Genomic DNA, 20740 nt, shown 5'->3' with positions numbered 1-20740 from the left:
TTGTGAGGCGCCGGTAAGCGGGGCGAAAATTGCCGGGCCAGGGGTCGCGAAATCGGAGCGCGTCAGAGCCTTCCAGTGGCCGGCCGCTCTCCCTGAGAGTGCGGGGCCGGGGATGTGCGCTCTCAGGCTGGATGGAACGGAGCCCAGGATCGATCTGGGCATTGCCGAGACCTTGCTACGACCGATCATCTACACATCCGGCACTTGAGAAAAACGGATGCAGTCCCGCGGGTCCGTTTTGCATGCGACCATGTCGCACCAGGATTCGTCGTGCCCATTCACGAGTCTGCGGTTTCGTGGCGGAGTCCTCTCGCGCCCACGGGATTTGCGGGCGATTTGCGCGCCAGTGATACTTCCACGCCGTGCTGCCGATACCGCGCATCCAGGGCCTTGCGAAGAATGCGCTGGGCGGGGCGGTCGTAGAAAGTGGTGGCGAGGGCGGCCACGCCCAGGATGACCGGAACCATCAGGTAGGCTTCGAACCCGGCATCGCTTCTTCCGGTCAATCTTTCGGAAAGGCCCGAATAGAGCGCCAGGAAGGGGACGTGCAGCCCGTAGACGGCGTAGGAAATCGTGCCGAGGAACCGGGCGCCCGGCACAATGCGCTGGCGGCCGGAGCATACTGCCAGCACCAGCGCGGCCGGCAGTGCCAGGGCCGTCATGGCAACCACCCAAGATACATCGCTCACTGGCAGGGCCAGCGCTGCCACAGTCACCATGATCGCGATCGTGGCAGCGCCTCGCCCCAGCACGGGCAGCCGATCACGCGCCGCGTGGATCAGGAGTCCGGTCAGGAAACCGAACGATACGCGCGCCATGCCGCCCGCCAGCGTCGGCCCGCTCCAGCCGAGATCCATTGTCCCGTGATGGCGCGCCAGCAGGCAGAGGCTGACCAGGCTGAGGATCGCGAGCAAAGCCAAAGTGCCGGGGCGTCTGGCGACCAGCCATGTCGCCCATATCAGGTTGATGACGATTTCGAAGAACAGCGACCAGAGGGGGCCGTTGATCGGAAAGACTTCCCAGCCCGTTGCCGATCCGCGCCACCATTTCGGAAGCAGCAGTCCATTGAGCAGGGCGCTTCCCAGGATCGTCGGCAGGTCGTCCGACCGGGAGGGCGCCGCGTACCAGCGGGTGAGCGCGTAAGTCGTCCCAAGGCAGACGCCGAGAACCACGATCGGCATCATCCGAGCCATGCGCCGCATGGCAAATTCGGCGAAGGTCATCTCGCCGGTGAGCCGCCGTCCATAGGCTTCCGCCAGGACGAAGCCGCTCAGCATGAAGAAGAAGTCGACCGCAAGGTAGCCGTTGGCAGCGACCACCGGCGCACCGATGCGCGTCCCGATGTGGAAGAGCAGGACGACAAGAGCCGCAATTCCGCGAAGTTCATCCAGGAGACCATATCGATCATGCGCGTTGGTCAACGCCGTCGCCGCGGTCATGAGGTTGCAGCTCCGCTCGGCAGAAGCGCCGCTTGATCCATCGAGGCAGCACTGAGCGATGCGGGAGGCTGCGCGGGCGACCCTTCCGGCACATGGCCCATTCCCCTTCGCTGTGCCTGGGCGATGGCAAGGGCGGCGGTGATGCCGAACCCGAACCCGGTCAAAGGCTCGAAGTTGGCGTCAGCGATCATCAACGATACGACGATCATCGGCACATAGGAAAACCGGAATGCCGACATGATGATTTCGGATTCCACGGTCCCGTATCGCGGGGATCGAAAGAACGATTGCGCCGCGAAGGCGTAGAACAGAATTCCGCCCAGTATTCCCGTTGCACTCAACACCGCGACGATGCTGCTGGAAGAGCGGGTGCTCCCCAGGCCAATCCCGAAGCCATGGCTGTCGAACAGGCTGGAAAGTGCGATCACCCGCCACATTCCGCGTTCTTCGTACGACAGGGAGGATGTCTTCTGCAGAACCATCCGGTCGATCAAGGCCAGTATCGGATCGAGCAAGCCCGGTTTGAACAGCAGCGCAAGGGTTATCGCGACCAGTATCGTGACGAGAACGGACAATTCGCCCATCAGGCCTTGCCTGTATACATGCGCGCCCCGACCTTGCGCATGGGCGCGTAGCAGCCATTCCAGTGCGGCCATCGCCGCGAACACTGCCAGCCCCACATAGGCGGCGGAAGACTTGGACTGCCAGCACAGGACGACCAGCAGGACGAGCAGTATGGGGCATATCCTGTCGCGCAACGTCTGGCTCAGGATTGCGCGCCGGTAGAAGTGCAAGGCGCAGAGGAATCCTAGGCAGTAATTTCCGAAGGCCGAGGCTTCCGGCATGAGGCCGACCACGCGCTTCGAGCCCAGCACTTCCACTTCGGTCGCGAGGGCGTAGGAAGCCGTCCGAAACGGCGTGAGCACCGCGGCGAGAGGCAGGTATTGGCTTGCGAAGTCGAGCAGTCCCGTCGCGATCAGCATTGCGGCGCCCAGGCAGATGGACTGGAGGGCATGCTGGCGCATCGCAGGATTCTGGAGCAGTCTGGCCATGGCAAAGACGGTGAAGACCGAGATGGTCATGTAGACCCATTGCGACAGGTTCTGCGTGGTTGGATGCAGCGGCACGGGCGTGCTCAGAACGCCGCGAACCGGCACGACGAGGATGTCTCCGGCGAACAGGTGCGGCATGAACAGCGTGGCGACACTGGCGACGATCCAGAAGGCGAAAAGGCACAGCAGCCGGTCCGGCAGGAGCGCCAGCGTGAGGAAAGACGAAGGCCCGCCGCGAGTGAGGAAGGTCTTGCCGATGATAATCAGCGCCACGATCGGTGTCGCTACGAATGTCAGGCCGCCGGTGAGGTTGGTCGGGATCGCGGCGCAGGCGCCGAAGGGCATCGTGGCGAAGAACAGGTAGAGCGCGAAAGGCGGCCGGCTGATGATGGCGCAACAGATGAGGAGCCAGAACAGGACGATGGGAAGGGCGTTCATGAGGCGACTGAAACTGACGCCAAGGTTCCACGCCCCGGTGCACTTCCTGAAGCATTGCTGGCTCTGGCGGGTATCAAGTCGATCTCCGGTAGCGTCGCCCTTGCGAGCGCGAACTGGTGTTACCTTAGTCGTGCAGAGGCCGATCTTGCAGCGCGAACATCTCCGAAATCGACGTAACGGCCCGCAGTTCAACAGGAAGCATGGCCATTATCGATCTTTGTTTCAGCAGAACGACCGTCAAATCGGCGAAAGGCGCAGTATCTATAAGTAACAATACGTGGTGGGTAAGGAACAGTCTGTCAGGAGAGATGTTCGGGCGGATAACCATGCACTTACATCGATTGGTACTGTCTGCGGCGCATCTGGAGCGAAACCATTCCACGAGGCCGTTTCATGACTATCGTTCTGGGTGCGCAAACCCATTTCAGCCAGGGTTGGAGCCCCTCTCTGCTCGATGCCGCAGCAACGCTTGGCGCCGAGGCCATTCGCGACAGCATTCCCTGGGGCGGCGTGGAGACGGCGGCCGGTCGCTACGACTTCACGGTGCCGCAGGCCGCCTGGCTCGATCGGGCGCTGGGACAGGGGCTCTTCGTCACGCTGACTTTCGCCCATGCCAATGCTCTCTATGACAAGGGTTTCACCGTCTACAGCGATGCGGGCCGGCAGGCATTTGCCGACTTCGTCGTCGCCACTCTGAAGCACTATCCCGGCGTAGGCGCGATCGAGATCGGCAACGAATACAATTCGAACTCGTTCGTTACCGGCCCGATCGCTACTGCTTCGGCCGCCGAGCGTGATGACTACTATGCCAAACTGGTCTCCGCAGTGGATACCGCGCTTGGCAAGGCCGGTATCGAGGTGGAAATGGTGGGCGGGGCAACCCATTCCATTCCGGTCGATTATTTTGCCGATCTCAAAGCGCTGGGGACGCTGGATCTTCTCGACGCGATATCGATCCACCCCTACACGACGCCGCCCGAACAGTTTGCCGACCAGATCGGCGTGCTGCGCGGCGTGATTGGCAATCGGATCGAGATCCGCGTTACCGAGTTCGGCGGCAATTTTGCCTCCCTGGATGAGGCGCCCGCCTATCTGGCCAAGATGCTCAGCGTCATGGGGGCGGCCGGGATCGAAAGCGCGAGTTGGTATGCCCTGGCGCGGCAATCCTATTTTCCGAACATGGAGTTGTGGAACACGGCTGCGGGGCAAGCCACGCCGGCCGGTGAGGCCTTCCAGTTCCTCGACGGCCTGTTGGCAGGCGCCCCGACGATCGCGCGAGTGGCCACCGATGATTTCACTTACTTCTATACCTTCGGAGATAATGCGGCGGTGCTCTGGGGGCAGACCGGCTCGGTTTCCCTGGCCCCGGAAGTTGCCGCCTACGATCTGGAGGGGAACCGCATCGCCCAATTCGATGGAAGGATTTCGGCAGATCAGCCGATCATCCTGAAGTCCGAAGGCGCGATCTCGGCCGCATCGGTGGCCTTTCATGCCGGGGCGCTCGTCGCGGACAGTTTCGACCAGTTCGACGTGACCAACAGGGATGCCGCCGGCGCCGGTTTCGAAGGCCCCTGGTCCTACTTCACCCGGTCGGGAACGGGGCAGACGACGGCTCTCCAGACCATGGGCGGAGGCTTGAAAAGCGGGGAACCCTGGACGCCCTACCTGGGATCGCAATGGCTCCGCCCGCTGGAGGTCAATGCGACCAGCGTGACGCCCGTGGACTTTTCCGGCGGGACCAGTGCCGCCTCGCGCTATGCCGTCCTGGAGCGATATACGTCTCCCGTGGCCGGTCTCTTCACGATCAAGGGCGACTACGACGTGGGCGACCAGTCCAAGGATGGCATCTATCTCACCGTGACCGTCAATGATCTGCAGACCCTGCAGCAGCACGTCTACGATCCGGCCCACGGCAATCGCTATAGCTTCAGTCTCGACCATGTCAGGCTAGCGGCGGGCGACCGGGTGGAGTTCACAGTATCGTCGGGTGCCAATGCGACCGGCGACGCCACTGCGCGGCATATCCAGATATTCTCCGAGGCGCCGGCGCTCGCGGCGATGGCCGAGGTTCCTGCTGCGGACTGGAGCAATGCCAAGGCAGGCGTTCGGCTGGATCTGGCGGCGGCGAGTGCGGTGGTCGATGGCAGGAAAGTCGCCGTGAGCGCGTCCGACGCGATTGGCTCCAGCTACAACGACATCCTTTCGGGGGATGCTCACGGCAACCACCTGGAGGGCGGCGCGGGAGACGACCGTCTGCTGGGGCTCGATGGGGATGACGTCCTGATCGGCGGAAGCGGCGCGGATCGTCTGGACGGCGGGCACGGGGCGGATCGCATGGAGGGCGGAAGCGGGGACGACACGTATTATGTCGACAACGTTCGGGAACAGGTTGTCGAGCACATCGCGGGAGACGGCGTCGATACGGTCCGTTCCGATGTGGACTTCGTTCTGGGCGACTGGATCGAGCATCTCTATCTGACCGGCACCGATGATATCGACGGAACCGGAAATGCGCTGCCGAACATCATCTATGGCAATGACGGTGCCAATGTGATCTCGGGCGGTGGCGGCGCGGACAAGTTGCAGGGCGGAGCAGGGGCGGACGTGTTCCTGTTCGACGTGCTGGAATCCGGCCGAAACGCCGATGTCATCCTGGATTTCACCCATGGCGTGGACCGCATCGCCATCGACCGGGATGCCTTCCCAGGCATCGCTGGCTGGTCGGCGGGCGTTGTGGAGGGCTTTGGAATCGGAAATCAGGCGACGAGACCCGACATGCACCTGTTCTACGATCCCGCGATCGGCATGCTCTACTACGATGCGGACGGCGACGGTGCGGCCTCTGCAGTTGCCTTGGCCAGTCTGCGCGGAAAGCCGATGATCGATGCGACCGATGTCATCCTTTTCTGATCCGCGCCGCCCGGCGGCGACCGACGGCCTTGCGGAGGCCAGGATGCACCGGACTGCCGCCGTGCCGGAGGGGGCAGTGCATCGATCTTCGCCCTGGGCGGCAGCGCATCGCGGACGGGATCCCGGCGAAAGCGCGCGCCTCTGTCGTTCGACGGCAGCACTGGAGCATGTCTTTGCAAGCGAGGGGCCGCGGCGACCGATGCTGGGGCTGGCGGTGGCGGCAAGTCTTTCCGCCTTGGCCTGGGGCTGCCTGCTGACGCTCCTGATCTGAGGTTCAGGTCTGGATTTCACTGCCGTGGTGTCAGGCGGTGTCTCCAAGGCATACTGCGTTCCTGTCCTAGCCTTGAACTGCCCATCCGCGCTTGGACAACGCCGAGATACGGTCGCCGTTGGGCGACATTCGCGCGCGCCGCGCGCCCCGGCCTATGGACACGAAGAACCGGAGAAGGATGGGCCTTCTCCGGTGCTTGTCGTGTGCCTTGGGTGTCAGGCGACGAGAATGTCCGCATCGACGAGGTGGACGTCGTAGAGCATTACCGAAGTGCTGCCGTAGGTCAGGATGGTATTGTCTCCAAAGAACGAGATCGAATATCCGGCACCGTCCGTCAGCTGGACTTTGTCGATGCCCTGTTCGAAATCGAACACTTTGTCCGACCCATCGTCCTTGTCGAACTGGAAGATGTCGGAGCCGGTTACGGACGGGTCGTTGGGGTCGTCGCCATAGAGCACGTCGTTGTCGGCACCACCCTGGATGATGTCGTCTCCGGCGCCGCCATAAAGGCGATCGTCGCCGCCGCCGCCGTGGAGCGTATCGTTGCCGTCGCCGCCGCGCAGCTTATCCGGCGAACCCTGGCCCCAGAGAATGTCGTCACCCTCGTCACCATAGAGATTGTCGCTGTTCGCGCCGCCCTGGATGATGTCGTTGCCGCCATTGCCGTGCACGGTATCGTTGCCCTGGCCGGACAGGATTTCGTCATTGGCCGAAGTGCCCGACAGGATATCACCAATCGAAGATCCATCAATTATTGCCACGGGATGTTCCTTCCGAAAATCGTTGAGTCATGAATCGCGATAATTCGACGACGATTGTGCCGGCTTCCCGATTATCTCTTCAGCAAATCACGCCCACTCAAGAGACTTGGCGAAGTTCCCCTGTTGCCCAATTCCCGTTTGGTGGATCTGGAACAGCAATTCGACCTACTCTCTATCGTGCCAGACGAATACTCCGTATCGCGAGGGAGTGGCAATAGAATAAATCATCATGGCGTCGCTGATGGTGCAGTATTAATTCGTTGCGGAGCTAATACTAAGTATAATTGCTTGGATCATGCTGTGCCTGACAATCTGGAAATAGGCCTGTTCAAGCGCTTGGGTGAGGCGATACAGCTTTCGGCCTGTCCGATACGGACGAGGATTGTTCTGCGGAAACGGAAAAAAGGCCCCGATCGGTCGGGGCCTTTTCCTTGGCTGCATCCAGCCGGAGCGTCGGGGCGATGCCGCGAGAGGGCAGCCGGATTCTCAGGCCCAGAGCAGGCCGGCGTCAGTGTCGGCCATGTGCAGGCCGTCCATGCCGGTGCCTTTCAGGCGGGCCAGGAGATGGTCTCCGGCCTCGTCATGCATCTCGAGATAAGTGCTGCCGGCGCTGGTGACGATGTCGAACGTGGCACTGTTCCCGGCGCCGGTGATGAGGATCCGGTCGCCGTCGGCGGCATTGAAGTCGTAGATCGTATCCATGGCCGAAAGGTCGGCGGCGTCGAACACGAATGTGTCCGCGCCGGCTTCGCCATAGATACGATCCGCGCCGGTGCCGCCGAAGATCCAGTCGTTGCCCGCGCCGCCCATGATCGTGTCCACGCCGCCGTCTCCGTAGAGGTAGTCGTGCCCATCGTCGCCGTAGATCGTGTCGTCGCCGTTGCCGCCGTGAATGCCGTCATCGCCGGCCATGCCGCGCAGCTTGTCGGCGCCGTCCAGCCCGTCGATCCGCTCGCCTGCCGCGGTTCCCGTCAGGCGGTCGTCGGCGGCCGTGCCGTTGAGGCTGGCGGCATAGACGTGATCGGCGTCGCCATAAGGGCTGGTCGCGGCATGCTCCGTCGGCGTGCCGGAAGCGGGGGTTTCGACGGTGACGCCGGAGCCGCCGCCCGCAGGCTCGGACGGAACTTGCGAGACGGGCTGCCCGGCCGAGACGCCGCCTGCGGCCAGCAGCTTGGCCAACTGATCGTAGGAATAGGTCCCGTCCGAGAAGGTGAAGCTTTCCACGTTGCACACGCTCGACACTTCGCCCGCCTTGGCGGAGATCAGCAGCGCGCCCGAGGCGGCCAGCGATCCGGCGATCTTGGACACCGCGCAGTTCAGCACCAGGCTGTCCACGCCTTGTCCGCCGTCGATCCTGTCGTTGCCGAAGCTGAAATAGATCACGTCGTTGCCACGCCCGGCGTTCAGGGTGTTCGCGGCACTGCTGCCGATCAGCGTATCGTTGCCGTCACCCGTGTAGAGGTTTTCGATCGTGTTCGCCGTCAGCGAGAGCGTGACGCCGGCGATCGAGCTTGCCTTGGCCGCCGTCAGGTCGACGACGGAGTTCGTCGTCACGGCTGCGGCGTTGATCGTGTCGATTCCGCCATTCACATCCTGCAGGACGCTGCGGTGGGCTAGATCGTCACCCTGATAGAGCACGCCGAATTCGTTGGTGTAGATATACGTGTCGTTCTTCGAGACGGCTGCGTCGCCCATCAGGGTCAGGGTGGCGCCCTTGAACTTTCCGCTGAGCGGCACGCCGGTCTTTTCCGTGGCCGCGGGATCGCGGTTGTAGATGTCCACCTTCCAGGTGCCGGCGGAATCCTCGCCCATCGATGCGACCGAGCTGAAGGTGAAATTGCGGATGCTGCCCACGCGCGTCTCGGTGGGAAGGTCGTAGACGAGACGGACCTGGGTGCCGTCCGGCGATGTCAGATAGACGTCGATGTCGCCGGAATTCAGCCAGTTGAGGTCGATCGAGAGCTGCACGTGCTCAAGGTTGACGGCGTCGGTGATCGGAATGTCCAGCGAGATGTGGTCGTTTGAACCGGCCACCAGCGTCTGCGCCGAGGCGACGGTCTTGCTGACGCTGGCCATGTTCGCGAAAGTCTGCTGCTGGTCCCAGGTCTCGGCCAGGCGGACGGCGTCGTGGACGTTGAGGAAGCCGTAGCCGAAGGCGTCGCTGAAGTGCAGGCCGCCGCCGTTGAAGTTGTCGGCGCCGTTGGTGCGCCAGCCGTCGCCGAAGTTGGCGCTGTCGCTCAGGCCGACGCGATGTGCGGAATAGGCCAGGATTTCCTGTACGTCGCGAAAGCCCAGGTTGGGGTTCGCCTGGAGCATGAGGCCGACCGCGGCCGAGACCGCAGGCGCGGCGAACGAGGTTCCGTTCACGCTTTCGTAGCGGTCGTTCAGGGTGGTTGTCATCACATCGCGCCCAGCAGCGGATACCAGTAGGTTGGCGCCCAGGCTGGTGAAGGAAGAGGGGCTGCCGTCACTGTCGACCGCGCCCACGGCAATCGCGTAAGGCGAGTTCTGGAAGTTGTGATAGTTGGAGATGCCGGTCGTCCCGGCATTGCCCGCCGCGAAGACTACGGAGGTGCCCAGGCCGCCGCGACCTTCGGAAACGGCGTGGACCAGCGCGGCCTTGTATTCGGGATTGACCGCGAAATTGTCGGCAAAGTTCTCGACGAAGCTCCAGCTGTTGTTGGCAACGTCGACCGCCGCGGACTTTTCTAGGGCCGCCGCGATCTGGCCGGCGGCGTTGGCAGCGGCATAGTCGACGCCGTAGCCGACAAGAGTGGCGCCCGAGGCTATGCCCACGGTGCCCACGCTGTTGCCGGCCTCGGCTGCGATCACGCCCGCGACAAGCGTGCCATGCGATGCAGGAAGCGCGGTGGCGCTGATTGCGACATTATCCGTGCCGGACGCGAAATTAAAGTCGAGCGCGGTATCGTAGGCCTTCTTCAGATCGGTGTGGCGAAAGTCGATCTGGGTGTCGATCACGCCAATCTTCACGCCTGCGCCATTGTAGTCCTTCCAGACGGAATAGGTATCGATGCTCAGTTTCGAGCGGGTTGATCCGTCAAGATACCACTGCTGCTTTTCAAGAAGATCGCCGTAATACGGGGTGAGACTTGCGGCGCCTGAAACAGAATTGCTATTGATCTTGGTGCTCATGGCTCGAAACTCGCTATTGTCCAAATAGGTTCGATGAAATTCGGACCTGAATGGATCGGAATGGGGTGTTCAGCGAGGAGCGTTTTTGCGGAATAAAACTAATCACGGGCTTCTTGGTGCAGTAAATTGAAATTAGGTTTCGCCAGTGCTGTATCTGTACGATTTGTTTCTACTGTTTAGGTATTATTCCGGGTAATTTAGAATCGATAAGCCGGTCGCCGCGGTTTTCTTCAATGGGGACAGGCGATTGGCAGTACCGCGAGAAAGCTGGCGTTAACCATCGGGCCGGCTGGCCGCCGATTTTGGTGCTTCCGGCAAGGAATTCGAGACGCAAATCTACGCAGAATTCCGCGGCGCTCGGGACTAAGGAGTTGGACTTAGGCGAACAGATTTTTTCAGTCCGCGGCGTTTGCGGGCCCTGCGAAATGAGCGAGCCTTGATATGAGTGTGGAATGTCCGGGATCGCCCGAAAAGGTGGATGCTCTCGTCCCAGGCTTGGCCAACTCCGGCTAGGAGAGGTGATCGAGGAGCTTTATGCGCGTCAGGTCCTTCGGACGGCCGAACCTCTGAAACATCCCGCGAAGTTCCTGCAACTCCGGTACGAAAATCGTGATGGCGCCGATGGTTACGGCGCGGCGGGTGGAGGGGAGCATGGGTCGCCACACTCCATCCAGATCGCGCAAGACGAAGTTTGCCATGAATTCGGCAACCAGTGGGCAGGCTTCCCATCGGCCAAAGATTTCGGATCGGAAGCGTGGGTGGTTCGATTGAGGCTCCTGCGCGATGCCGATTCGGGCGAACAGGCGCTTGGCATCCTCGATACTGAGCATGACATCCACGTCCGAGACAGTGATTGGCTGCGCTCCATGGATCGCTGCAGCCGCGCCGGAAATGATCCACCAGGGGTCGCGAGCGTCCGCCAAGATCGATCCCACGGCGACAATGGTTTCGTGAAGTGGATCGGGCAGTGTCATTCCCTAACGGTTGCCCGATCGCACTGCCGGCTGCAAGCGAACGATAATGGCGGTGCGGGGGCGTGTTCCGCTGCTTTCAGGGCTTCGCCGATGCCGTCTGAACCTTGTCGTAAGTCCATCGCGGTTCCGGAACAACCGTTGGCCTGGGGTCCTGAAACAAGTTCAGGATGACGAGGCGGGCCAGCGCTTCAACCAGTGCTCCGTCGCGGGGCCTAGGGCGGTTGCAATGTTTGAGCCCCTTGGACAAGGCTTGTGATCCGGCCCTGTCCGCAGTGTTTCGGGCATACTGCCGCGCTGCATGGCCGAAAGCGCCTGTCGTGCGCTAGAATCAAGGTTTCATCGCATGATCGGCAGCTTTTGTCCTGTGCTGGGTCGGCCTGAAGGACAGGCCGCAGGATCGAACACACTGATGCGGTATCGGGTGGCGCTGTCTCGCGCTGTACCATTCCACCCGATCGAGAATGTCAGGTTCCGATCAGCCTGGGCCTGAACCTGCCTATCGAACAGGGAATGGGGCGCTTGCTGGATAAGCGATACCTGCCCGTCATTTCCCGAGAATGAAATTGCCGTACCGGCCGCACCGGGATTTGCCGCCGTGAATTCGCCAACGATGTGCAGAGTCCGGGTATGGGCAGACCTATATTCCAGCAGCAATTCTGCTCCGGGACCTGGCAAAGCGAGGTCGGCCGCGAGCCGCGGAAGCGCGGCGTCTTTTCTACCGAGATAGGGCGTCCAGGGCACGCCGTCGTTCTGCTGACCGGGCATGGTGGCAAGGGGCACCCTTCCCGTGGCCGTCTGCGCGTAAGCCGTGAAGTCAGGCGGAGCACGGGATGGCCGGACGGGGTCATCGGGAAATGTGAAGCCCAGAAAGCTGTCGGCAACAAGGGGAGAGCAATCGAGGCTCACGTTCTCGCCAAGGACCAATGGCTTGCGGCCCCGGAGTATCAGAACCCGGGTTTCGTCGAGCCTGAGATCCGCGTTATTGATCCGAGTGCCCGTGGCGTCGAGAGCCGTCACGGCGACCGGGTCCAGCCGGATGGCGCGCGGCGCTCCCCAGACCACCCAGAGATTCGGACCGAAAGCGTGGATGAATGTGAAGGGATCGGGGCTGAGATTGCGCGCTGGCGTCGACACGAGCTGCTCAGTCACGAACTGAAACGCGCGGCCTGCCGTGGTTGGTGTTCCGTCCCGGCGCAGTAGCGGGACGAAACCGTCTTCCCGCTCTCCCAGCGGATACCAGTCCATTTCGGCCGCGCCCAGCGACGCAAGGGTCGCGTAGGCACGCACGAGTTCATCCGGCGCCGTCTGCGGATTTTGGCTTCCGAATTCCGTGATGTGGAGGGGCTGTTTCCGCAAGGCGCTCTGGCGCCGAAGCACGCCGATCTGCGCCGGCAACTGGTCGATCGGCGTCGTATAAGGATGGAGCGCCAGACCTTGCAGGTAGGCTGCACCGGGGGCGTCCAGCAGCGACCAGAGAAACCCGCCCGGCAGCGAGTGTACCGATCCGCCGATCACGCGAACTCGGGCATGGGCCGACCTCACGCCCTCGGCGGCGCTGCCCACCATGGCCAGATGGTAGGCCCTTCTGCCTGCAAGATCGGCGTTCTTCACCGGCCCGTTTACGAAGTTGGCGCCGTTGATCTCGTTGCCGACCTCGATAGTGTCGATCGCCGGATAGCGTCTCACCAGTTCAGACACGAAGCGGCTGAAGGCCGCCAGAGCTTCGGGCGAATGGGGCGTCTGTCCGCCGTCATAGAGTGGGTTGCCCCAATTGAGCGTTACAGTCAGCCGGGCGCCGCCGGCGGCCAGTCGCTCGGGAAACCGGGTCATCGGCGTCTCGAAAGTATATTGCCCCTTGGTCTTCTCGACATCCGCCCAGCGAATGCTGTCGCGCCAGTTCGTCAGGGGAAGAGCCAGTGCGGCCGAGAACATCGCCTCGTTCCAGCCCTGCGAGAAGTTCGAGGCCGCTCCGAGCCGCATCGGTGCAACAGGGGAGGCCTGCTCCGGCCAAGTGATTCCCCGGGGCCTAGTGGTCAGCGCGCCTATCTCGATACGGTGACGCACTGGCCGGAGAGGCGCCTGCCAAGCGGCAACCAAAGCTGCCATCGCGGCCAAGGCAAGGGCAGCAAACCTCAAGATCATGCTCTCATCACGGCCTGAACGATTTCGGCATGGAGCATGGCGACGCCTGCGCGTGCCCGCTCCATGACGGTCGCGTGCGCCTCTGCTTCAATGCCGCAGGCCATCGCCCTGCCGAGCAGCGCGCCAGCGGTTTGAGGAGAGGTGTCGAACGGATCGATCAGCCAATCGCCGCGCGCAACGGATTGGACGAAGGAATCGAGTTTCGGATCCCATTGCAGCGCCACGAAGGGGACGCGGTACGAATAGGACGCAATAACGGCATGCATTCGGAACGCGACTAGGCCCTGGAAGCCGCCGATCAGGATTGCAAGTTCGGCGGGTGTTTCGGGTTGGGCATGGGAAAATCTCTCGGACCACGTGCTGGACTGGAGCGCCGCCCGGACGCGGAGCGCGCAAGCACGGTCTTCGGGGCTCCCGTTGGTGAATAACCTGACCTCATGCCCGGCGATGGCGAGTTCCTGCGCAAGATCGCAGTACCAGCGCTCCAAGCCGCCGGTCTCAACCGGCTGGCTGGAGTGGTAGCGTACGGCGACGGGGCTGGTGATATTGAGCCCTATGACGCTTCGGCCCGTCCGGGTCGGCAGTTCTTTCATTCCCGATTCGTATCGATAGGATGCAAGCAAGCCGGGATCGGGGACCACCAAAGCCGGCAAGCCGTGAGCCTCCCCGAATTCGGCGTTCCACAGCAGGCGAGAGCGTTCGTCTCGCAGGAAAACCCCGCGTAGCACGCCTCGTTCCAGCGCCCGACTCATGCGTGCATGGCCCTCTCGGCTCCAACCAGAGGACATGCCGCAGCCATAGATGAAGGCGGGCAGGCCGCGTTGCTCTGCGGTCCGTATGGCCAGCGCGATCTTTGTCGGAAAATTGAGGTCGAGATCGACGATCAGATTGCCGCCACCGATGACCACGCATTCCGCGCCGAGCAGCGCGGCACTATAATGCGGTTGCCATCGGCGGCGCGACTGGATGGCGAGCGGCAGACGCACGGAAAGCTGCCTGACGGGAGGGGGCAGCATGTGCAGCGCCCGGATCAGCGCGCCGCGTTGCGCCGGGCCGGGGCCATACGCTTTTCGTCCTGCCAGATCGACCGAGCGGGTGTCGGCATGGGCGCCGCAATCGATCAGGGCCTGTTCGAGGCATTCTGAAAGCAGGCCGTCGCCCAGGTTCGGGCTGTACTTTACGTTGAAGATCCTCACGCGGAGCGGATTGCTCCGCGCGCCGTCCTGTGATGGATTGAAGTCCCGCGGGACGCCCGGAAATTCCTGCGCGGCAATTGAATAGGTCATCGCTGCAAGGTCCTCATGCGGCCCGCTCCGAAGGGCGGGCGGCGGCTTGTGCCATGCCGAGATGGCGCGAAACTTGCGCGATCACGCCGGTGGAGGTGGGGAGGTATTCGAAGCGACCCTGACGGCCTACGGTAATGACACCGGTTTGAGCGACCCGTTCCAGCACCGCGTCGACCGTTTTTCGGGCGCCGATGCGGTAGAGCGGATAGCAGCTCTCGACATGGTCGTGGCCCTCCAGGCGCAGGCCTCGGGCGAGGCCTAGTTGCTCTGCATGGGAGCGAAATGCCTCGAAGGTGGATTGCGGATCGTGCGCGGATCCGGGTGCCAGTGTGGTTTCAACCGAGAAGTAAGGCCTCGCGATGGCGGGGTCGGGATAGAGACGCGAATAGATCGTGGCGCGCTTCCATGCGCCATCGGCGTGAAAGTTGAAAAGGACGTTTCCGGTATCGGGCCTTAGCCAGTCGGCGGAAACGTAGAGCGTGGTCATGTCGAGGCTGTTGAGGTTCGAAGACTGTGAGAAGAGAGCGCGGTGGAGCGTATCGAGGGGCACTGTACTGACGACGACCCCGGCCGTGCGAGTGCTGCGATCGGTTTGAACCTTGAAGATGGGACCCTCCTTGAGGAGGGACAACAGGCGTTCGCCGAATGCAAAGGTTGCGCCGCGAGAAACGAGATGCCGAACTATGGGATCGAACAGTGCGTCGAAGCCCTGGCGCGGTCTGACGCGCATCGGCCAGTGTTGTGCGGAGTGGTGCGACTTTTGGGAGAAAATCGCGCGCGCTGCGCTGCGGGCAAGGTTGCTCGTGCGCGAGAAACGTTCGATGATCGCCATGCGGCGGAAGAAGAACTCTTCGTCTATCTCGCTGGGGCAAACGTGGTGAAACCGAGTGACATAATGCTCCAGCCCGGTATCGGCGAAGAAACGACTGCCCAATCGCTTGCGGCACAGCGTGTCGAGGGAGCCGTCCGGCGTCAGACGAAGGCGTGAGGCGAGGAGATCCAGCCCTGAGGCTGCCAGGCGCGGTGCGGATTGACGGAGCAGGTCACGCGGCTCGATCGGATAGAGCAGCACCGATCCGTCGGGCGCGACCCGGCGCTGAATGCTTGAGACTTTCGGGCAGAGTTCCCGCAGCGATGGGGCGAGGTCGAAGATCCGGGCGGTTTCTTCGTAGAATATGCTGCCGACGTCGAAAGTATAGGCCCCGATCTGTCGGCTGCGGTGTGTGCCGCCGGCGCGATTCTGCTGATCGAGAACCAGAACGTCATGACCGGCATCCAACAAGTGTGTGGCGGCGGCAAGGCCCGCGACGCCTGCTCCCAGGACGATGACGGTTTCCGCTGGTGCCGGGAGCGGGCGGTCGCTCACAGGGAGGTCGCGGCTGTGCAATCGACGCTATGGCGGGGCCGGACGGGTCCATCCGTCAAGATGATGGGAATGTGCCCAAGACAATTATCGAGGGTGGGAGGCAGGGGAACGTTCAGTCGCGATCTCATTGTTCCCTCACGTTTGCTGGACTACGCTACAGTAGCGATGCGGTTCAGTTATACTGTTTCGATCCATCGCCGCAATTCGATCAGAAACCGTTTTGGCGGAGTAGATCGGTATTGGATGCTTCTCCAAAAAGAGCGATTTACTGAAGTTGGTCGGCTCTATACGTCGAGTGGGGAAGGATTGGCGTCCGTCTGAATCGGTCGCCGATATGGTGAGGGGAATGGGAAACGCATGGCGATTGCAATAAAGCGGAAGCGCAGCCTCAGAGTGGAAGCGGTCGGCGCCTCTGGCGAAGAGACTTGGATTGGGGTGCTCGACAGTAACTTCTTTCCGGTCGACGGAATCTAAGTATGGTTGGTTGAAAAGGTCAGTATTCGGAAATGTAACGTCGTGTGCCGCGCAAGTTGCCCGGACGTTGCCGGCGATTCTATCCCGGATGCGGGTCTTGGGCCACTTCTCGCGAGGTCTGGAGGGCTGCGTAGAGGGGCCTCGGCGGTTCGAGCGGGCGGGGCGGGCGCGAGTGGGCAGGCATGGCGGCTGGCACCGGCAAGCCGCCGTCTGCAAGCTAGCGTTCGAACGTTGTCGCCTGCGAGTGCGCGTCAGCAGGTTAGCGTCCGCGTAATGGCTCACGCGGCGGGCGCGGTTTGCGGGTGGCAGGTCGCGAGGCATGGAAAGCTGCGGGGCAGGTCGCCGACGGTTCGGGGCGCGGTGCGAGCAAGCGTGCACGGCGTGGCGGCGGCAAGCTCACGCGCACAGGATTTTGGCCGCGGGGGTCGCGTTCCGGACGGCTGGTTGTGAAACCTGGCAGGCTACGGAGGAAGGTGCGGACAGTTTGGATGCAGGGCCGGCGCTGGCGGGCGTCTACCGCGGTTGGCTCCAGAAGGCATGTGTCTGGAAGTCGGCGCTCGCAAGTGCACGTCTGCGGGCTAACGGCCGCCAGATCATAGTCGCGGCGGTCGCGGTTTGCGTGCACGGCGGCGGGGATCGGGAGGCAGGGAGGGTTACGGCAACCAGAGAACGTCGCACGATGCAGAACTGAGGGCAGCTATCGTAGGGAGGCACGCGGCCCGGCAGGGTTTGTGCCTGCCGGGCCTGGCGTTTTACTCCGGCTGGTTGGCCGGCTTGGCGGGTTCCGTCTTCGCTGCAGTGTTGCGCGGGGCGGAGGACGTCTTGGTTGCGCCCGACTTGGCGGTGCCGGTCGATGCGGACTTGCTGCGCTTGGGCTTGGCAGGTGCTGCAGGCTTCTTTGCGGCATCCGCGGGATCGCCCGCAGGGGCTGCAACTTTCGCCGCGGGCTTGGCGGCGGCTGGGGCTGCCGGTTGAGCGGCCGGCGCAGTGGTCGCTCCGGTTTCAGCCGGCTTGGCTGCCGAAGCAGCAGTGGCGGCGGGCTTGGCGCTCTTCGGCTTGGCTGGCGCGGCCTTCTTGGCCGCGTCAGGCTTGGCGGCGGTCTTGGCGGCAGCAGGCTTGCCCGGCTTCGATGCCGACTTGGCAGCGGGCTTTGCTGCCGGGGTGGTGGTGGCCGGAGCTTCTGCCGTCTTGGCCGCCTGGGGAGCGGTGCCGTTCTGCGGTTCCCGGGCGAAGCGCTTCTTGCCGCCGCGCGCTGCGGGCGACTTGCTCGCGCTGTCACCCGTGGCCGATGACTTGGCCTTTACTGCCGGAGCCTTGGCTGCGGGCGAAGCCTTTGGCGCTGCCGGAGCAGAGGGGGCGGCCTTCGCTTCGGGAGCGGGCTTGGCGGGCGAGGTTGCGGTTGCCGCAGTGTCGCGCTTGGCGGCACCGGGGCGACCGCCCAGGCCCATGCGCTGGGCGACGGCGCGGCGATGCTCGGAATAGGCCGGGGCGACCATCGGGTAGTCCGCCGCAAGGCTATAGCGCGTGCGGTATTCGGCCGGGGTCATGCCGTTATTGGCCAGGTGGCGCTTCAGGCTCTTGTAGGGCTTGCCGTCGATCAGGCTGAGGATGTGCTCCTTGGAAGCCAGGCTGTCTTCGACAGACACGGCCGGCTTGTGGACTGCTTCGCCATCGGCAGCCGACTGGCCGGCAAGGGCCGAACGGGTCTGCTCGATCAGGGCGGCCAGTTCGTTGCTGGGCACGCTGTTGTTGGCGACATAAGCGCTCAGCAGTTCAACTGTCAGACGCGTGAGGTCGGGCTGTTCGCTATCGGGCATCACATGCTCCCTTGGAGTTTTGCGAGGAGGATCCTGTAACGCTGTCCTCGCACGATTGACGTAAATAAACAGGAAATCCTTTGCGGGCCAATAGTCAATTTGGAGGGATGCCAGTTGCGGCCCATCCTGACGGCGTTTGGCACAGTGTGCGCGGTCGAATACTATGGTGTCACCGGTTCCGTCGCACCGCTTGCTGCAGTGCAACAGGTCCGGCGCCTTGGCCCCGTGCAGACATAGGGCCCGCCCTAGGTCGTCGGTGCCGCGGCATAGAGTTCGATCTGCGAATGCAGTCCTCCTGTCGAGGATTGACCGACCCAGATGTCGAACAGTCCGGGTTCGGCGATCCGGGCGTTGCCGGCGCCGACGAACTCCAAGTCCTTGCGCGCTAATGGGAAACGTACGGTCTTGCTGTCGCCGGGATCCAGTGTCACGCGCTCCATGCCCTTGAGTTCGCGGATCGGGCGGGTGCGGCTGGCGACGCGGTCGCGCATGTAGAGCTGGACGACTTCGCTGCCCCGTCTACTGCCCTTGTTGGTGATCCTTACCGAGATGTCGACAGTCTCGTCCCAGCGCATGGCGGTGTCCGAAAGCTTGAGGTTCTCCAGCACGAATTCGCTATAGCTGAGGCCGTGTCCAAAGGGGAAACGCGCGCTGTTGTCGGTGGTGGTGTAGCGGGCGCGATATTCGGTGCGGTTGTCGACGACCGGGCGGCCGGTGGACTTGCGGTCGTAGAAGAACGGTTCCTGGCCCGATTCCCAGGGGAAGCTGACCGGCAGTTTGCCCGAGGGATTGACCTTGCCGAACAGCACGTCGGCCACGGCATGGCCGGTCTCGGAACCGAGGAACCAGGTCGCCAGAATGGCCTGGGCATTGGCGACCCCGTCGTGAAGCGCCAGCGCGCGGCCGTGGCGCAGCAGGACGACGACCGGCTTGCCGGTCGCGGTCACGGCATCCGCCAGGGCCTGCTGGGCGGCGGGAATTTCGATGGTTGTGCGAGATTGCGCTTCGCCTGACATGGTCTGCGATTCGCCCAGCGCGAGCAGGACGACGTCTGCCGCCTTGGCCGCGTCCACGGCCTTGGCGATGCCGCCGTCCATCGCATTCTCGATGCCGCAGCCCGGCGTGATCGTCAGCCTGGCCGGGTCTGCCAGCGCCGCGCGCAGACCGCTGGCGATGTCCACGCCCTTGCCCGGGTCCCCGTAGAACGCCCAGGGGCCGTAGACATTGTCCTTGTCCTCTCCGAACGGTCCGATCAGGGCGATCTTCTGGCCTTGCGCAGGGTCCAGCGGCAATAAGCCGCTGTTCTTGAGCAGGACGATGGAGCGTCCGGCAGTCTCTCGCGCCAGTTCGCGATGGGCGGGCGTGGCGATGTGAGTGCGTTCCACCTCCTCGTCCAGCGAGCGCCAGGGGTTGTCGAACAGGCCCATGGCCATTTTCACATAGAGGATGCGCCGCACGGCCACGTCCACCGTGCCCATCGGCACGGCGCCGCTCTTCACCAGATCGGGCAGGTAGCGCACGTAGAGCCCGCTCTGCATCGACATGTCGACGCCTGCCAGCACGGCAAGGCGCGCGGCGTCGCGTTCGTCTTCGGCATAGCCGTGCGCGATCAGTTCCTCGTCGGCAGTATAGTCAGAGAAGACGAAGCCGCGGAACTCCATCTCGCCGCGCAGGATGTCGGTGAGCAGGGCGCGGTCGGCAGTGGCGGGCACCCCGTTGATCTCGCTGAAGGCGGCCATGGTGGTGAGCGCGCCAGCGGCGAAGGCGGCGGAGAAGGGCGGCAAGTGGGTTTCGCGCAGCGTTTCGTCGCTGATGTCCACGCTGCCGTATTCCAGGCCGCCCGCGACGGCGCCGTAAGCGGCGAAGTGCTTGGGGCAGGCGAGGAGCGAGTCGGCGCGGCGCAAGTCGCGGCCCTGGAAGCCGCGTATCCTGGCCGCGGTCAGCAGCGCGGTCAGCGTGACGTCCTCGCCCGATCCTTCGACCACGCGGCCCCAGCGCTGGTCGCGCGCGACATCGGCCATGGGCGCGAAGGTGAGGTGCAGGCCGGCGGCGGTGGCTTCCACGGCCATGGCGCGGGCACTCCGCTCGGCCAGGGCAGGGTCGAACGTGGAGGCTTCGGCGAGGGGTACCGGGAAGATCGTCTTGAGCCCGTGGATCACGTCGCCGGCGAAAAGCAGGGGTATGCCGAGGCGGCTTTGCTTGACGGCAAGTTCCTGGGCGCGGCGGGCGCCGGCCACGCCGATGCCGTTGAACAGGCAGCCCACGCGGCCCTTGCGGATCTCTTCCGAGAGGCGCTTCTCGTCCTGGATCCCGGCTTGCGGATTGGGCGGGTTGAAGGGGCGGAAGGCGTCGGCAAGGCAGGTCATCTGCCCCGCCTTTTCCTCGATCGTCATGCGCGCGATCAGCGCGTCCACGCGGCTGACCTCGTCGGCGGCGAACGTGATGCGCGGCAGGCCGAGGGCGGCGGCGCCTCCAAGGATGCCAGAAAGGACGGCGCGGCGATGAATGGTCATGGAAACGAGAACAGGATCCGAGTGATGCAAACGATGCCCCCGGAACGCGGCTAGAGATATTATTGTTGCACTGCGGCACAAAAGCGACCGGCCGGGTGTCGCGTGGGACAACCGGCCGGTCGTGGTTCCGTCTGGCCGGGAAGG

General features: G+C 63.4%; 12 protein-coding genes. 2 read left to right on the top strand and 10 right to left on the bottom strand.

The genetic code is table 11. The annotated features are described in order from the left end of the window. Nucleotides 1-278: 278 nt before the first annotated feature. On the bottom strand, nucleotides 279-1439 hold the full coding sequence (locus EDF58_RS20195; protein WP_132268860.1) for an acyltransferase: 1161 nt from the start codon (nucleotides 1437-1439) through the stop codon (nucleotides 279-281). After that, complete coding sequence (locus EDF58_RS20190) at nucleotides 1436-3121, bottom strand: hypothetical protein (protein ID WP_207913068.1); 1686 nt, start codon at nucleotides 3119-3121, stop codon at nucleotides 1436-1438. Before EDF58_RS20190 ends, EDF58_RS20195 begins: the two co-directional genes overlap by 4 nt. Before the next feature lie 201 nt (nucleotides 3122-3322). Between EDF58_RS20190 and EDF58_RS20185 the strand changes: the two genes are divergently transcribed. Continuing rightward, nucleotides 3323-5839, top strand: a complete 2517-nt coding sequence (locus EDF58_RS20185; protein WP_132268858.1) for a calcium-binding protein — start codon at nucleotides 3323-3325, stop codon at nucleotides 5837-5839. A gap of 43 nt (nucleotides 5840-5882) precedes the next feature. After that, a complete protein-coding gene (locus EDF58_RS20180) occupies nucleotides 5883-6110 on the top strand; it encodes a hypothetical protein (RefSeq protein WP_132268857.1) in 228 nt (75 codons plus the stop codon). Nucleotides 6111-6325: 215 nt separating this feature from the next. Here the strand turns inward: EDF58_RS20180 and EDF58_RS20175 are convergent, their stop codons facing one another. The 8 genes from EDF58_RS20175 to EDF58_RS20140 form a co-directional block, all read right to left on the bottom strand. Continuing rightward, entirely contained in the window at nucleotides 6326-6871 is a 546-nt protein-coding gene (locus EDF58_RS20175) for a calcium-binding protein (protein ID WP_132268855.1), read from the bottom strand. Nucleotides 6872-7357: 486 nt separating this feature from the next. After that, complete coding sequence (locus EDF58_RS20170; protein WP_132268853.1) at nucleotides 7358-10024, bottom strand: S8 family serine peptidase; 2667 nt, start codon at nucleotides 10022-10024, stop codon at nucleotides 7358-7360. A 509-nt stretch (nucleotides 10025-10533) separates the two neighbouring features. Further along, entirely contained in the window at nucleotides 10534-10998 is a 465-nt protein-coding gene (locus EDF58_RS20165; protein WP_132268852.1) for a hypothetical protein, read from the bottom strand. A 336-nt stretch (nucleotides 10999-11334) separates the two neighbouring features. Then, nucleotides 11335-12978, bottom strand: a complete 1644-nt coding sequence (locus tag EDF58_RS20160) for a hypothetical protein (protein WP_132268850.1) — start codon at nucleotides 12976-12978, stop codon at nucleotides 11335-11337. Between the two features lie 158 nt (nucleotides 12979-13136). Continuing rightward, on the bottom strand, nucleotides 13137-14426 hold the full coding sequence (locus EDF58_RS20155) for a polysaccharide pyruvyl transferase family protein (protein ID WP_132268849.1): 1290 nt from the start codon (nucleotides 14424-14426) through the stop codon (nucleotides 13137-13139). Between the two features lie 13 nt (nucleotides 14427-14439). After that, nucleotides 14440-15813, bottom strand: a complete 1374-nt coding sequence (locus EDF58_RS20150; RefSeq protein ID WP_243654397.1) for an FAD-dependent oxidoreductase — start codon at nucleotides 15811-15813, stop codon at nucleotides 14440-14442. Between the two features lie 1205 nt (nucleotides 15814-17018). Then, the gene (locus EDF58_RS26665; protein WP_132268847.1) at nucleotides 17019-18083 is read right to left on the bottom strand and encodes a MucR family transcriptional regulator; all 1065 of its coding nucleotides are present in this window, start codon (nucleotides 18081-18083) and stop codon (nucleotides 17019-17021) included. A 245-nt stretch (nucleotides 18084-18328) separates the two neighbouring features. After that, nucleotides 18329-20596 (bottom strand): glycoside hydrolase family 3 N-terminal domain-containing protein, encoded by a 2268-nt coding sequence (locus EDF58_RS20140; RefSeq protein WP_132268846.1) that lies wholly within the window; start codon nucleotides 20594-20596, stop codon nucleotides 18329-18331. Nucleotides 20597-20740 lie beyond the last annotated feature (144 nt).

This window comes from Novosphingobium sp. PhB57 (assembly GCF_004342985.1).
In the GTDB taxonomy this organism is placed as follows: domain Bacteria; phylum Pseudomonadota; class Alphaproteobacteria; order Sphingomonadales; family Sphingomonadaceae; genus Novosphingobium.
Note: the sequence above shows the minus strand (reverse complement) of the source record. Positions and strands in the feature narration are given on the sequence as shown.